This window comes from Halobacillus naozhouensis, from assembly GCF_029714185.1.
Taxonomy (GTDB): Bacteria; Bacillota; Bacilli; order Bacillales; family Halobacillaceae; genus Halobacillus_A; species Halobacillus_A naozhouensis.
Map to the genome: position 1 here is coordinate 839,115 of NZ_CP121671.1, position 14,822 is coordinate 853,936.

Sequence of the window (14,822 nt, forward strand, 5' to 3'; positions counted from 1 at the left end):
TTATGAAAGACCAACAAAATCACTGATTATTTACTTTACCTTTATTCTTTCTTTGTTCAAGCGGTGCTGGGTCAATACTCTGATCGTTAGCAGTTAAGTCTATTCCATAGTCTTTAGCAAAAACCATGTGAGTATCCACCAGACCATCTTCTGTGTTTTCATCTAAATGAAATACTCTGGCACCGCGCAGCCTATTCTTTTCAGACCCTGATAAGCCGTATGCGCCAAAACCTGTGCTGCCGGCATAGCCGAGCATAATGCCGTAATAATTGCCTGCGTATGTATTGATGTGGTCATGGCCGCAAAAGACTCCTTTGACATCCCCTCTCTCAAGCATCGCTGAAAACAGGCCGCTATTAAACGGACCAGGGCACTCATCCTCATTTCTTTCACCAGTGATGCTGTGCTTTTTCACAGCTTTGGCATGGTCATCTGCGGTTCTTCCGTCAACACTTGCGAACCACATATACCTATGTTCCCAGAGAGGGATATGGATGAAGACAAGGGAAGGCACCTTACGTCCCCATTGCTGTTCGATTTTCTTTGATGTTTCATAATACCAGCTTACCTGGTTAAAGCGGAGCCAGTCCCATGTCGGGTAACCTGAAAAGTCCTGGCCGGCAATCGTTTTTGGAGCATATCTGCCACTATCCAGCAGCCAAAGGTTGAAGGCTGCCTTATTGCCTTTGGAGTTTTTAATAAGAAGATTCATATTCCCGGTTCCGGTAGTGTCTTTTGGCCCACGCGTATTTACATTATGTTTGTAGGATATGTAAACGTCCAGCATATCTTCTTCGTCAAGACCGCTTTTTGGAGTAGAATCCTCATCATGGTTACCAAATGTCACAGCCCATTTGATGCTGCGCTGTTCCATTGGTTGGGCAACATTGTTCATAGCTTGCTTCATTTCAGTAGGTGTCTCACAACCAATCGAAATATTGTCCCCGTTAAGGACAACGAGATCCGGTTTTTCTGAATCCAGCACTTTTTCCATGAGCTCGATTGTACGGCGATCTATGTGTTCATCATCCTGGGTATCGTTAAACTGTACAATTTTGAACTTTCCATCCTGGTTAAATTGAAGCTTTGCATGATCGTTTTTTGCAGCATAAGCTGTGTTTCCACTGAACAATCCCGTGGCCCCACCTGTAGAAGCCAGTGTTAATGCCAGTGTGCTCATTCCCCCTAATTTAATAAAATCCCTTCTGTTGAAATCTTTTTGATTCATCGTATGACCTCCTGTAATTGTGTTAGCATTTCACCTAATAGAATAGCTAAAGAAAATTAAATAGGTATGTACGGTCTGTAAACTATTGCTATAAAAAAGGATTCTATCCAGAAACATAGTTTTTATTTATCAATGTTCTTCTAAAGCATTCTTCGCATTTAGTAGGTTACAATCTAGGAATTTGAGGATAGCTTTAAAAGAATTTACATCTATTTATTAGGGACTTCACATAATTTTGGTACTTTTTATTTGTATTAACATTTTAGAGGAGGTTACAAATTGAGGAAAGTATGGAATGTTTTTATGTTGCTGCCCGTTTTATTTTTGATGGTGGGCAGCTTACTGTCCAGTCCCTTAGAGGCTTTTGCTTCTGAAAAAAGTAGTCAAGCTGCTGAAACAGAGTTAAGGGTGATGACGTTCAATTTAAGATATTTAAATGATAGTGATCCCTCTCCCCATACGTGGGAAGAAAGGCGTCCGACTGTGCGTCAGGTAATCAGAAAGGAACAACCTGATATCATTGGAACGCAAGAGGCTGTCTATCAACAGGTTAGACAGGTTGGTACCGATTTATCGAACTATAAATGGATTGGGTTAGGCAGAGAGGGAGGAAGCAAAGGAGAATTCATGGCGGTGTACTATAATGAGAACCGCTTTACGCCACTGGAATATGACCATTATTGGCTATCAGATACTCCACATATTGTTGGCTCGACTTCTTGGGGAAATACGATTCCACGGATGGTCACGTGGGTCAAATTTCATGATACCAAAACAGATCAGTCATTTTATTTTGTCAACACACACTTTGACCACATATCTGAGGAAGCGAGAGAGAAGAGTGCAGCTTTAATCAATGAAAAAGTAAAAGAGTTTGGCTCTGAGCTGCCTGTTATCTTAACGGGAGATTTTAATGCCAGTCCTGATAGTAAGCCTCACGAAATCCTTACAAAAGAGGGGCCATTTGTAGATACTTGGACTGCAGCAGATATAAGAATTAACGAACACCTCGGTACATTTAACGGATTCAATGATCCTACTGGCGGAGGACCGGACAAACGGATTGACTGGATTTTATCAACTGAGAATGTAACAACACAGTCTACCGAAATTGTAAACTACCGAAAAAATGGCCAGTATCCTAGTGATCACTACCCAGTTATTTCAGATCTGACTCTACAATACTAGACATATTTTGGGCAGCTTTTTCCACGTTTAAAAAGCTGCCCTTCGTTATTCTATAAAATTACTGCCCACGATAAATGTGGATCAGCTCACGATTATCTCCTCGCGCAAACACATCAACCCGGTTCGGTCCCCAGGACACCGCGGCTGGCTCCGAATTCAATGATCCGCCAAGGTTTTGCCAGTTGGACCACATCGAGCCGTTCCATGTTCTAAGATAAAGGTTTCGATTCGTGCCACGGACGAACACTTGCAGTTGATTTGGTCGTGTGGAGGAAACGGCAGGGCCTGATGTTAAGGTTCCGCCAAGACTCTCCCAGTTACTCCAGTTGGAACCGTTCCACCATTTGTGGATTAAGTTTTGATTTTGCCCTCTGGCGAAGACGTCAATTCGGTTCGGTCCCCAGGACACGGCCGCGGGTGCTGAGGATAGGGAGCCGCCGAGGTCTTCCCAATCTTCCCAGCGCGAGCCATTCCATGTTTTCTTATACAGGCGGTTGTTGGTGCCTCTGACAAAGACATCGAGCTGGTTTGAACGACGGGAAGAAACAGCAGGGGCACTCGTTAGCGTACCGCCGAGACTTTCCCAGTCACTCCACTGGCTGCCATTCCACCATTTGTGGTAAAGGCTGTCATCGGTTCCTCTTACGAATACATCAATTCGATTAGGCCCCCAGGACACGGCTGCGGGTGCTGACGTTAAGGTGCCGCCAAGGTTCTCCCAGTCACTCCACTGGCGGCCGTTCCACCATTTGTGATACAGACGATCTCCGGTTCCTCTGGCGAACACGTCAAGTCGATTTGGCTGCCACGAAGCTGCAGCGGGTCCTGACGTCAGCGTTCCTCCTAGACTTTCCCAGTTGGACCAGCCTTGGCCCGGCCCTGGTTGTGGCTGCCCTCCGCCGCCTCCGATTGCATCCAGAGTGATTTGAATGACGCGGGTCAAAATTCGCTGAGCGACATTTGGGGCAATACCAAATTGTCTGAAGAACAAGTTCAGCCATGGGATCCGCGCTTGGAATTGGGTGTAGATTTGGCTGGCGGATTGGCTGGTGTCGGCCTGGTTAAGCGTAAAGCTGACAGCAAGAGAAAATACATAATCAATTATGCCACGGTTCATGCCTGCTTGCTCGAGCTGGGTATACAAGTTGCTGTGCTGTGTACGAAGCAGCTGCATCACTTCCTGTAAACTCGGCTGCTGGCGCATATAGGCTTGGGGCGGGGCGTAGTAATAAGCTGGCATGTATGGGGGCTGCTCATATGGATGTCTAAACATGGATCTACCTCCTTTATTCATACAAAATCAGTATATGCAGAGCTGGGCGGAAGTGGGAATTCTTATTTGCTTCCTGACAACGAGCTCATATTGCGAACAAACAGCAATTGTGATAAAATAAAACCATAACATTTCCTATAACTTACTTATGTATATAAGGGGAGTAGCGTTGGAATGGGGGAAACTCATTCCAAAATAAAGTCCTCACGACATGGTTTTATAACCATCGGCTTTATTGACAAGCGATTGTTCAGCGAGACCTTTGCCCATCAGCGGCAAAGGTCTCGCTTTTTTTATTGACAAAATGACCATAATGGAGAGGTGCTAGAATGAAAGTAAATACATTAACTCTAGAAAAGATGAAGCGGATCGCTGCGATGTTGCAAAAGCAAGGGGTAAATGTTGAGCTAATCAAGAAGCCCAAGCCTTTAGATGTTTTTCCAAAGAAGCAATTTACTGTCATGACAGATCCAAAGTTGTAATAGTGTATAACGATAAACAGTTCGTATAAATTACTTCATTTAAAAGGAATGATCATATGAAGCTTATCAAGACAGATATGCCAGGTTTCATCAATAGGGAAATGGAACAGCTGCAGAAAACCGTGTCGCCTTTCATGAAGAAAGTATCTAACTATACATTGGTTTCATTGCCGTTCATTGCGATTTCCCTCATTAATCTCGTTTATTTATTAGTTGGTGCTCAGGGAGAAGTCTCACTGTTTACTCTCGGATTTTACGCACTGCTTGGTGCTATTGGTCTAGCACTATCGAAAGAAGCCAAGTTTCAAAAAAAAGAAATGGCCAAACGAAGCAGGGACTATATCATCGAGCGTATTCATAAGAGTGAAGTGATGTCTGAGGACAGTAAAAAGGAATACGTGTCTCTCATTAAAGGCCAGCCTTTCCACACAATGAACTATTTCATCAAGTTTCTGGAAGAGGAAAATCGAGAAAGCAGAATACAGGCCTATTAGGATGAAAAAGGACTCAGAGGATAATCTGGGTCCTTTTTATATAGGAGAGAAGAGAATTACGGCTTCCTGTCTGGGGAGGCTTTTTTTGTTTCATTGACAAGGGAGATAGTCGTTTTAGTGTATAAATAAAAATAGTTATGCATTTTTATAAAAACTGTTTGAATTTATCGAATTTTACGGTAGAATATAATACATGTTTTAACTTTATAAAATTCAAAAGTGAATAGGCGTCATGAAGTTGCTTGTATAAACGTTTTTCACCTTAATTAAAGTGATTTTATTCATATATGAATAAAATATTCATAGCCGGACGGGGAGGTTGAATCGTGGGAACAGATACCTGGAATGAATATCAGGCGATACTGCATTCGCTGAAAGATGACATTATCGTCACGAAGCCGGACGGAACGATCATGATCGCAAGTGAGACTGCAGGCGACATATACGGAATGGAGGCCGATCATTTAGTCGGGCGTTCCGTGTTCGATCTTGAAAAGGACGGGGTATTCACACCGCTCGCCACGCCGATGGTATTACGGATGAAAAAGCGCGTAACCTTCATTCAAACGGCTGCGAGTGGAAAGAAGTTGATGGTGACGGCACTTCCTGTACAGGGCCCTGCTGGTGAGATCACGCGCATTGTAAGTTATTCGCATGATATTACCGAGCTCAAGGAATTGAAGTCTTACATTGCCGACATGGAAGATGAGATGAAGCAGGTGCAGCACGAACTCGACCGTGTGAAACAAAAACAGCTGTCTCAGGAAGGCATAGTGTGGAAAAGTCACAAGATGCAGCAGATCATTCAAACCACCGAGCAGGTAGCGGATGTCGATGTGAATGTGCTGCTGCTTGGTGAGTCAGGAGTGGGGAAGTCATCGCTTGCTCAATTTATCCATAAGCGGAGTTCGCGTAAGGATGGCCCATTTATTGAAATCAATGCAGGGGCGATTTCTGAAACGTTGTTTGAGGCAGAGTTGTTCGGATATGTAGATGGAGCTTTTACAGGGGCTAAAAAGGGCGGCAGTAAAGGGTTTGCTGAGCTGGCTGAGGGAGGAACACTGTTTATCGATGAAATCGGTGAACTTTCCCAGCAGAATCAGGTCAAACTGTTAAAGCTTATTCAGGAGAAGCAATTTTACCGGATTGGCGGGCGCGAGTTAAGGACAGCTGATTTTCGCTTAATTACGGCCACCAATAAAGACCTCTCAGAGTCAATTGCTAAACATGAGTTTCGTGAAGATCTCTACTTCCGCATTAATGTCGTGCCGATCCAAATTCCCCCGCTCCGCGAACGTCCTGATGATATACCGGCTCTGATTGATCATATGATGGAGACCGTTTCTGATAAATATCGGAAGAAGAAGGTTCTCGATGGAGTGGTGTGGCAGGAGCTGCTGCTGAATCGATGGACGGGCAATGTCCGTGAATTGATTAATGTCATCGAACGGCTTGTGGTCACGTCTGTCGGGGAAGTGATTACGTTAGAGGATTTGCCGTCGGAGTTTAGGAACAACACACCAGCTCGTTTTAACAAACAACCAGACGAAACCCTGCCTGACACCTTAGCTCGTGTCGAGAGGCAAATTTTATTAGAAGCAAAGCAGCACTGCAAATCAACTGTAAAAATGGCGGAATTCCTAGGGGTTAGTCAGCCTTCTGTGTTTAGAAAATTGCGAAAACATGGAATAAACTAAAAATTTGGCATGATAGTTGCATTATTATAGAGCAGGTACTTTTTATCAGACTGCTGAAGCAGGCGATCATAATTAGATCATTGCTGTGGCAGGGCTTTTCCCGGCTTATTCAAAACTGAATAGCTGGATCAGAAAAATGAGGAGGGATTGTTATGGAACCAAAAAGAAGTACCTTGATACCAGAAGAACCTGCATTAAGAAGGGCAGATGTTTGGAAGTTTATGATTCCATCATTGCTCGGGATTATCCTGTTTCTTATCCCGATTCCGTTTGGTGGCAAAATTACAATCGGAGTCGGAGTATTTGCTGAAACGTTTCAGGGAGCTTTTGATAATTATCTCGTTGAAACAATGACCGTCGTACTTGTCCTATCAGCAGTTGGCGCTTTGTTCGCTAAACTTGCTAAGCCTGCCTTTATTGTGGACAAGCCCTTTATGAAAGGATTGTTCGATATTGGCTGGGGCTGGGTGATCACACGGATTGTTGCTGCAATTTTTGCGATTTTAACTTTATTCCAACTCGGTCCGAGTGTGATTCATTCAGATTTAACCGGTGGTACGGTGTTGTACTCATTAATTCCAGTGTTAACCACGTGGTTCTTATTTGCCGGATTTCTGATGCCGTTGCTTATGGATTTTGGATTGATGGATTTCTTTGGAACAATGTGCAGGAGAATTATGCGCCCGTTATTCAGAGTACCGGGCCGTTCATCGATTGATGCCCTTGCTTCGTGGATGGGCGCAGGAACAGTTGGGGTTTTGATTACTACACAGCAGTATGAAAGTGGCTATTATACGAAAAGGGAAGCCGCGGTGATTGCGACAAACTTTTCCATCAATTCAATTGCATTCAGTCTTGTTGTCATTAGTTTTATCGGACTGGAAGATATGTTTGTGCCGTTCTATCTGACGGTTGCCTTTTCAAGTATCGTAGCGGCGATTATCTGCCCGCGAATCCCGCCTCTTTCCAGAAAAGAGGATACGTATTATGAGGGAACAGGCAAGCAGATTTCTGAAGATATGCCTGAGGGAACCTCGAACGTGAAATGGGGTTTTCAAAAAGCTGTCGAGCAGGCTTCGAAGATTAAGAGCGGTGGGGAAGTTGTAAAAAGTGGCGTGAAGACGGTGGCGGATATCTACTTAGGATTGCTTCCACTCGTTATGGCTCTCGGAACGCTAGCTTTAATCATTGCGGAATTCACACCGATCTTTGATTATATTTCCTACCCGTTTGTCCCGATTCTCGAATTGCTGCAAATTCCTCAAGCTGCTGAGGCGGCACCGGCGATGCTTGTTGGATTTGCCGACATGTTCCTGCCGGCTGTCATTGGAGCGGGAATTGAAGCAGAACTGACGAAATTCGTAATCGCCTGTATTTCCTTGACCCAGCTAATTTATATGTCTGAAATTGGCATGCTGCTGATTAAATCGGAAATCCCGATTACTGTCGGCGAACTGTTCATCATTTTTTTACAGAGGACGGTTATCACACTACCTATCATCGTTGCAATTGCTCATATTATTTTTTAAAAAGGATGGATGTTCAACATGTCTCGTAAACTGAAAGAATTATTCCCGCAAATGTCTAACTTACTTGCCCCAAGCATGGCAAAAGATCATCCGAATCTGCCCGTCGTGAAAGAAGAAGGCTGTTATTATTACGGAGAAGACGGCAAAGAATATCTTGATTTTACGTCAGGGATCGCCGTAACCAACGTAGGTCACCGCCACCCTAAAGTAGTCCAGGCGATTAAAGACGGAGCGGACCAGCTGACACACGGTCCGTCTGGTGTAATTATGTATGAGTCAATTCTTGAACTTTCCAAACGGCTGGGGGAGAGATTGCCTGGAAAACTCGATTGTTTCTTTTATGGAAACAGTGGGGCTGAAGCCATTGAAGGTGCTCTTAAATTGGCGCGTCACGTGACCGGACGTCCCTATGCGGTCTCTTTTACCGGAGGATTCCATGGTCGTTCAATGGGAGCTCTCAGTGTCAGTACATCAAAAAGTAAATATCGCAAATTTCAGCAGCCGAATGGGCTGACTTATCAAATTCCTTATGCCGAACCTAAGGATGGCGCTGAAGCACAGTGTATCGAGCAGCTGGAAGCAGATTTCGAGCGGCTGTTTGATCATCAGGTGACCCCGGATGAAGTGGCTTGTGTGATTGTCGAACCGGTGCTTGGCGAAGGCGGATATGTCGTCCCACCTGCTGGCTGGCTGAAAAAAGTCCGGGAAATTTGTGATGAACACAGCATCCTGTTGATTTTTGATGAAGTGCAGACAGGCTTCGGTCGTACCGGAGAATGGTTCGCAGCCCAGACCTTTGGGGTCACCCCTGATATCATGGCGATTGCCAAAGGGATCGCAAGCGGAATGCCGCTTAGCGCCACCGTAGCCTCAAAAGAACTTATGGCCGAGTGGCCGCTCGGCAGCCACGCGACAACATTTGGCGGTAATCCCATCGCCTGTTCGGCCGCACTCGCTACTCTTGACGTTATTGAAGAAGAAGATCTGCTCGACAACGCCCGGTCACAAGGAGCCTACGCTATCGAGAAACTGTATGAACTCAAGCAGAAGTATTCATCGATTGGTGGTGTTCGCGGTGTCGGTCTGATGATTGGCTTCGATATTGTCGACCCGGAAACAGGAGAACCTGACAGTGAAGGGATGATGAATATTCTCAATCTTGCGCTGGAAAAAGGGGTCTTGTTTTACCTTGGAGGCAAGTATGCAAACGTGATTCGGATGATTCCACCGCTGATTGTGACGAGGAACCAAATTGATCAGGGGTTGCAGGCTTTAGAAGAAGCAGTTATTGCGCATGAGAAGGAATTGGTGATGAATAAATAAAGTAGGGATGGGAAGACCTTGTATATGTGTTAGGGAGGAAAAAGTTTCTTCGCTACTTGTAAATAGTTTAGATTATAATACCTTCGGAAAGCAGCTCAGGAATCCCCTGAGCTGCTTTTATCATTTTTCGGACAGAGGAAGGGAACAAAGTATTTATATATTAGATTTATAAACGCGTCTTTTTCTGATGGACTAGCTTGTAAGGATTAAGAATTTCTTTCTCATCTAAAGCTAACTTGATTTTTTCCATGACTCGTAACGCTTCGCCATGTTCTCTTTGCTGGTATTTCATTTTACCAAGACCTACTCCATGTTCACCTGTACAGGTGCCTCCTCTTTGTAGAGCATAGTCAACGATTTGCTCATTTAACTGTTCAGCTTTATTCACTTCATCTGGGTCATCCATATCCATCATAAGCAGAATGTGATAGTTTCCATCACCGACGTGACCAGTAATTCCGCCGTTAAGCTCGAGCTCATTCACTTTTTCTCTGGCGTGCTCAATCGCACCTGCAAGCTCAGAGATTGGAACACAAACATCTGTTACCATTAACTTTTTACCTGGATTTCCATGTACATAAGCATAAGCGAGGTTGTGTCTTGCTTCCCATAGACGGTTCCTCGCTGCATTATCTTTTTCAAAAAGAATCTCTTCACACTGATGGTCGGCAACGATTTCTTTCGTGAATTCTACGTCATAATTAAGCCCTGCTTCGTTTCCGTGAAATTCTAAAAATAAAGTAGGCTGCTCCTGATAACGCGTTTCACTAAACATGTTCACTTGCTTCATGGAGGGCTCATCGACAAGCTCCACTCTGGCAATCGGCACACCAGCCTGCAAAATGGATACGACTGCTTCCACTGCATTATTTACACTCGGAAAGGAAGCTCTCGCTGCAACAATATGCTCAGGAATTCCGTACACTTTGAACGTTAATTCTGTAATGCAGCCTAACGTCCCCTCTGAACCTACAAAGAGACTATTTAAGTTGTAACCTGAGGAAGATTTTTGTGCCAGGCTGCCCGTATGAATGATTTCCCCATCAGCGAGAACGACCTCTAAATCACGCACTTGATCTCGCATCACACCATATTTTACGGACGTTGTACCACTGGCGTTGGTAGCAGCCATACCGCCTAACGTAGCATCCGCACCCGGATCAACGGTGAAGAAAAGTCCGTATTTCTTTAGTTCTTTATTCAATTGTGAACGCGTGACGCCTGGCTGCACCTTGACTAGGAAATCCTTTTCCCGAACCTCAATTACTTTATTCATTTGCGAAAAGTCTATCGTAATTCCATGATCATAAGGAATCACATGCCCCTCTAAACTAGTTCCTAAACCATAAGGAGTGATAGGGGTTTGATAGGCATTTGCAACCTTCACAATTGCGCTTACTTCGTCAGTACTCTCTGGAAACACAACTAGATCTGGTGGACTGGCTTTATGATAGGATTCGTCATGACTATGTTGTTCGATTTGGGTTTCATTTTTTGAAACTTGATGCTCTTGTAAAAATGTTCTTAATTCCTCGTATAAGTTACTCTCTGTTAGGTTCATTTGAAGTCCCCTTTTAAAAGTTTGGTGGTAGTTGACTTATTTAAATAGGTTATTTGATATAAATTATACTAAATAGTCTAAATATTACAATGAGTGTGGAGTGACCAAATAGACGTTTAGCATTTGTCTCATCCCTTTTGAAGGCGAGTCAATTTATCCGTGATGCTATTATCAACACCTTGATATTAAACATCTAGTTATGTATAACAAAGTTGAATATAATTAATTGTAATAATACAATTATACAAACAATAAAAATGAATGATTGGAGGAATGAATTTAAATGAGCATTCAAACTGCAGATATTTGCGATACTCACCGCGAAAAGGTGCAAGTAGCGGAATCGGTGTTTAAACAATTCGGGAAGGTAAAATCCTTTTCAGGGTCTATTCATACCGTTAAGGTTTACGAGGATAATGTACTAGTTAAAAAAGCATTGCAAAGCATACCTGAAGGAAGTGTATTAGTTGTTGACGGAGGCGGCTCCCGTAAGTGTGCACTTCTCGGTGACAACTTGGCAGATATAGCAGTTACTCGAAAACTATCTGGTATTGTTGTTTATGGGTGCATAAGGGATAGCGCACAGATTAATGAAATGGACATAGGGGTTTTTGCCATAGGTACTAACCCATTAAAAAGCAATAAACAAGGAAAAGGCCAAGAAAATATTCCTGTACAATTCGCAGGAGTAAACATAGAACCTGGTTTTCATCTGTATGCAGATGAAGATGGGATATTGATTTCTGAAGATCAATTATTGTAGGAGACCGGTGAGAGGTAAGACACAGAAGGAAAGTGAGAATGAAACTCGACATGTAAAAGGAATAGGTGAATGGTCATCAGTCCTCAAGGAGTTTTCGATAACTCCTTGGGGACTTTTTTTACGAAACAACTAAGTATTTATACTTTGCACATTTGTGCTTTCCTTGCACAATCTTCTCTAATTTCCGACAAACCTATTGACCACCCCAGCACATGTCCTATAGTATAAAACTCAACAAATGCACATTATTTACACTAGTTGCACAAATGTGCGAAAAGGGAGGGGGAGACAAATGGATTGGAATGAAGAAAGACGTTTGATTAAAGTCGCCAAGATGTATTACAAGGACCAACTTACTCAGAGTGAGATCGCTAAAAGTCTGGGCATCTATCGAACAACCATTACGAGATTGCTTCAAAAAGCGCGAGAGGAAGGAATTGTTCAGGTCAATATTAAAGGAGAATATTCCGAACAGGTTGATTTAGAGGATCAATTATTAAAGCGCTTTAACATTAAGGAAGCTGTCGTCATTCCTTCATCACCAGAACAGACCGAGAGGGAGAGAAAGACGGATCTTGGTAAAGCTGCGGTCAATTTTTTGAACACGACGATAAGAGATGGTGATACTGTCGGCTTTGCTTGGGGAAGTACGCTTGGAAGCATGGTGGATGCGTTGGAGCGGTACAAAAAAAGGGAAGCGGATTTTGTTCCTTTAGTTGGCGGACCTGGAAAGATGCCTGTTGATCATCATGTGAACACAATTGTTTATAACCAGGCCAAGGCATTTGGGGGTCAAGCTCATTTTATTGATTCGGCAGCGATTGTTCCATCTACGCAATCTAAAAATGAAATTTTTGAATCCGCTTACTTCCAGGATGTGTTGGAGCTATGGAATAAACTTACCGTCGCTGTGGTCGGAATCGGCACTCAGCTAAGCTCATCCAATATGATTTTCTCAGGATTCTTAGGGGAGGAAGATTATAAGAGTTTAGAGAGTCAAGGGGCGATAGGTGACATTTGTTCAAGGTTTTACGACGTGAAAGGAAAGCCTGTTGATGGGAATGTCGGTGATCGTACGGTAGCCATTGAACTGGATCGGTTAAAAGAAATAGATTACTCAATTGGAGTGGCAGAGTCTGTTGAGAAGACAGCCTCAATCGTCGGAGCCTTAAGGGGAAATTATATTACCCACCTGCTGACAAATGATCAGACAGCGAGATCCATACTTGAATTTGTTGACGATGAAGAAGGAGGGGGTCTTACATGATCATTACTCTACTGGTGACGATAGCGGCCATGTTTCTAATTCAAACACTTCTAGGGATGGGGCAAGTCAAAAACTTCAATAAATATTATTCAGAAATGAGAAAAGAAGGCAAAGTCTCTATTGGACGATCCAAAGGTTTGATAAGGACCGGGGTTGTTCTATTAATCTCCATTGACCAGAAGGCAAGAATCAAAAAGGTTAAAAGGATGCAGGGGCTTACCGTCTTTACAAGATTTAAGGATTTAAACGGACTTGAAGGACAGCATTTATTAAAGATAGATGAGCAATCATTAAACCAATTTGATCGGTTTACCGTTAAAGCGATTATTGATGCGCAACATGTCTACAGGATTGTTCAAGCTGGGGGAGAACCTCCTAAACCGAAGAGTCCCTTGCAATCCGTACTACAGGTATTTAAAAGAAAAGAAGAGGTGAATAGCTAATGGATTTTCTAGTAAAGGCAGCCGAAGCGTTTATAGGACTGTTTGAAAGAGGAGCCGAGACATTTACCGGATTTGTTACCGGGATCATTCCGTTATTGATCATGTTACTAGTTGCAATGAATGCACTTGTGCACTTAGTTGGGCAAGATAAAGTGGAAAAGCTAGCAAGGAAATCTTCAGGCAATATCTTTACTCGTTATTTAGTATTACCCAATGTAGGGACGTTTTTTCTATTGAACCCAATGACTCTATCACTTGGAAGGTTTTTACCTGAAAAATATAAACCTGGCTATTATGCGTCAGCCAGTTATTCCTGTCATTCAATGAATGGGTTGTTCCCCCATGTAAACCCAGCAGAACTGTTTGTGTTTCTGGGTGTAGCAGCTGGTATTGAACAACTCGGTTTTTCTACGGCTGAATTTGCCCTTCGTTATTTCTTAGTAGGTATGGTTATGAATATGTTCCGAGGCTGGGTAACAGATTTTTGTGTGAGTTATGTAGAAAAACAACAAAAGGTGAATCTGCCTACTACGATGAAGGGAGAAGGGACGAGTGTCTAATCATACTGTGCTATACAATACGGTGATTATTGAAAAAGGACCAGGAGGATTTGGAGGACCATTAGAAATCACACCAACAGAAAAGAAAAATAAAATTGTCAACATTACGGGCGGACCGATCTCTTCTGTGGCAGAGCGGATAGCTGAAATCACAGGAGCGGAAATAGTAAATGGCTTTAAAACGAGTGTTCCTGAAGATGAAATGGCCTGTGTCATTATCGACTGTGGCGGGACATTACGAGCAGGTTTATATCCAAAGAAACAAATCCCTACCATTAATATCATGTCTACTGGTCCGAGTGGCCCGTTGGCCGAATTTATCAAAGAAGATATTTATGTGTCTGGTGTAAAATCGGAACAGCTTCAACATGCTGATGAAAAGAGTGAATCGGTAACTGAAGAGAAAGAAAGGGAACAAGAGGATTTAGAAGAAGCGGCTCAAGAAAAGTATGACACTTCGAAAAAAGTAAGTGAGCAATCTTCTGAGAATTTGATGACAAAAATCGGAATGATGATGGGAAATGTAGTCGGCGTCTTTTATCAAGCCGGACGTGAAACGATTGATACCGTTCTGAAAACGATTTTACCGTTTATGGCGTTTGTTGCGATGTTAATCGGTTTAATTCTTGAGACGGGGATTGGCGACCTTTTTGCTAACTTCCTATCCCCATTAGCCGGAAGTATCTGGGGACTGCTGTTACTATCAGCTATTGTATCTTTCCCGCTGCTATCTCCTTTCTTGGGGCCAGGAGCAGTTATTGCCCAGGTAATAGGAACGTTGATTGGTGTAGAAATCGGAAGAGGAAATATCCCTCCACAGTTTGCCTTACCGGCGGTGTTTGCCATCAACTCGCAAGCTGCTGCAGACTTCGTACCGGTTGGTTTAGGGCTGGCTGAAGCGGAGCCACAAACGGTTGAGGTAGGTGTTCCAGCTGTCTTATATGGAAGGTTCTTAACCGGAGCACCCACTGTTTTTGTAGCATGGCTGGCCAGCTTCGGCATGTATGAATAATT

At 43.3% G+C, this 14,822-nt stretch carries 14 protein-coding genes; 11 read left to right on the top strand and 3 right to left on the bottom strand.

The annotated features are described in order from the left end of the window. Positions 1 to 19: 19 nt before the first annotated feature. Positions 20 to 1,228, bottom strand: a complete 1,209-nt coding sequence (locus tag P9989_RS04340; protein WP_283077591.1) for a metallophosphoesterase — start codon at positions 1,226 to 1,228, stop codon at positions 20 to 22. Positions 1,229 to 1,507: 279 nt separating this feature from the next. Between P9989_RS04340 and P9989_RS04345 the strand changes: the two genes are divergently transcribed. Beyond that, complete coding sequence (locus P9989_RS04345; RefSeq protein WP_283077592.1) at positions 1,508 to 2,416, top strand: endonuclease/exonuclease/phosphatase family protein; 909 nt, start codon at positions 1,508 to 1,510, stop codon at positions 2,414 to 2,416. Positions 2,417 to 2,474: 58 nt separating this feature from the next. Here P9989_RS04345 and P9989_RS04350 read toward each other — a convergent pair whose 3' ends face one another. Further along, positions 2,475 to 3,689, bottom strand: a complete 1,215-nt coding sequence (locus P9989_RS04350) for a PLL family lectin (RefSeq protein WP_283077593.1) — start codon at positions 3,687 to 3,689, stop codon at positions 2,475 to 2,477. Positions 3,690 to 4,018: 329 nt separating this feature from the next. On the opposite strand from P9989_RS04350, the gene P9989_RS04355 reads away from it, so the two are divergent. The 5 genes from P9989_RS04355 (at position 4,019) to P9989_RS04375 (ending at position 9,214) form a co-directional block, all read left to right on the top strand. Continuing rightward, the gene (locus P9989_RS04355) at positions 4,019 to 4,171 is read left to right on the top strand and encodes a hypothetical protein (RefSeq protein ID WP_283077594.1); all 153 of its coding nucleotides are present in this window, start codon (positions 4,019 to 4,021) and stop codon (positions 4,169 to 4,171) included. A gap of 56 nt (positions 4,172 to 4,227) precedes the next feature. Next, entirely contained in the window at positions 4,228 to 4,665 is a 438-nt protein-coding gene (locus tag P9989_RS04360; protein WP_283077595.1) for a DUF5392 family protein, read from the top strand. Positions 4,666 to 4,991: 326 nt separating this feature from the next. Next, a complete protein-coding gene (locus P9989_RS04365) occupies positions 4,992 to 6,362 on the top strand; it encodes a sigma-54 interaction domain-containing protein (protein WP_346274888.1) in 1,371 nt (456 codons plus the stop codon). A 152-nt stretch (positions 6,363 to 6,514) separates the two neighbouring features. Continuing rightward, positions 6,515 to 7,891 carry a YjiH family protein gene (locus P9989_RS04370; RefSeq protein ID WP_283077596.1) on the top strand — a complete coding sequence of 459 codons (1,377 nt, stop codon included), beginning with the start codon at positions 6,515 to 6,517 and terminating at the stop codon, positions 7,889 to 7,891. Positions 7,892 to 7,909: 18 nt separating this feature from the next. Further along, positions 7,910 to 9,214 (top strand): aspartate aminotransferase family protein, encoded by a 1,305-nt coding sequence (locus tag P9989_RS04375; RefSeq protein WP_283077597.1) that lies wholly within the window; start codon positions 7,910 to 7,912, stop codon positions 9,212 to 9,214. Between the two features lie 166 nt (positions 9,215 to 9,380). Here P9989_RS04375 and P9989_RS04380 read toward each other — a convergent pair whose 3' ends face one another. After that, positions 9,381 to 10,775, bottom strand: a complete 1,395-nt coding sequence (locus tag P9989_RS04380; RefSeq protein WP_283077598.1) for an FAD-binding oxidoreductase — start codon at positions 10,773 to 10,775, stop codon at positions 9,381 to 9,383. A gap of 283 nt (positions 10,776 to 11,058) precedes the next feature. On the opposite strand from P9989_RS04380, the gene rraA reads away from it, so the two are divergent. From rraA to srlE, 5 genes are all read left to right on the top strand, one after another. Then, entirely contained in the window at positions 11,059 to 11,538 is a 480-nt protein-coding gene (gene rraA, locus P9989_RS04385; RefSeq protein WP_283077599.1) for a ribonuclease E activity regulator RraA, read from the top strand. A 292-nt stretch (positions 11,539 to 11,830) separates the two neighbouring features. After that, positions 11,831 to 12,805 (top strand): sugar-binding transcriptional regulator, encoded by a 975-nt coding sequence (locus tag P9989_RS04390; protein ID WP_283077600.1) that lies wholly within the window; start codon positions 11,831 to 11,833, stop codon positions 12,803 to 12,805. After that, positions 12,802 to 13,248, top strand: coding sequence for a transcriptional regulator GutM (locus P9989_RS04395; protein WP_283077601.1), 447 nt, complete (start codon positions 12,802 to 12,804; stop codon positions 13,246 to 13,248). Before P9989_RS04390 ends, P9989_RS04395 begins: the two co-directional genes overlap by 4 nt. After that, a complete protein-coding gene (srlA, locus tag P9989_RS04400) occupies positions 13,248 to 13,808 on the top strand; it encodes a PTS glucitol/sorbitol transporter subunit IIC (protein WP_283077602.1) in 561 nt (186 codons plus the stop codon). Before P9989_RS04395 ends, srlA begins: the two co-directional genes overlap by 1 nt. Then, positions 13,801 to 14,820, top strand: coding sequence for a PTS glucitol/sorbitol transporter subunit IIB (gene srlE, locus P9989_RS04405; protein ID WP_283077603.1), 1,020 nt, complete (start codon positions 13,801 to 13,803; stop codon positions 14,818 to 14,820). Before srlA ends, srlE begins: the two co-directional genes overlap by 8 nt. The last annotated feature ends 2 nt before the right edge of the window (positions 14,821 to 14,822 follow it).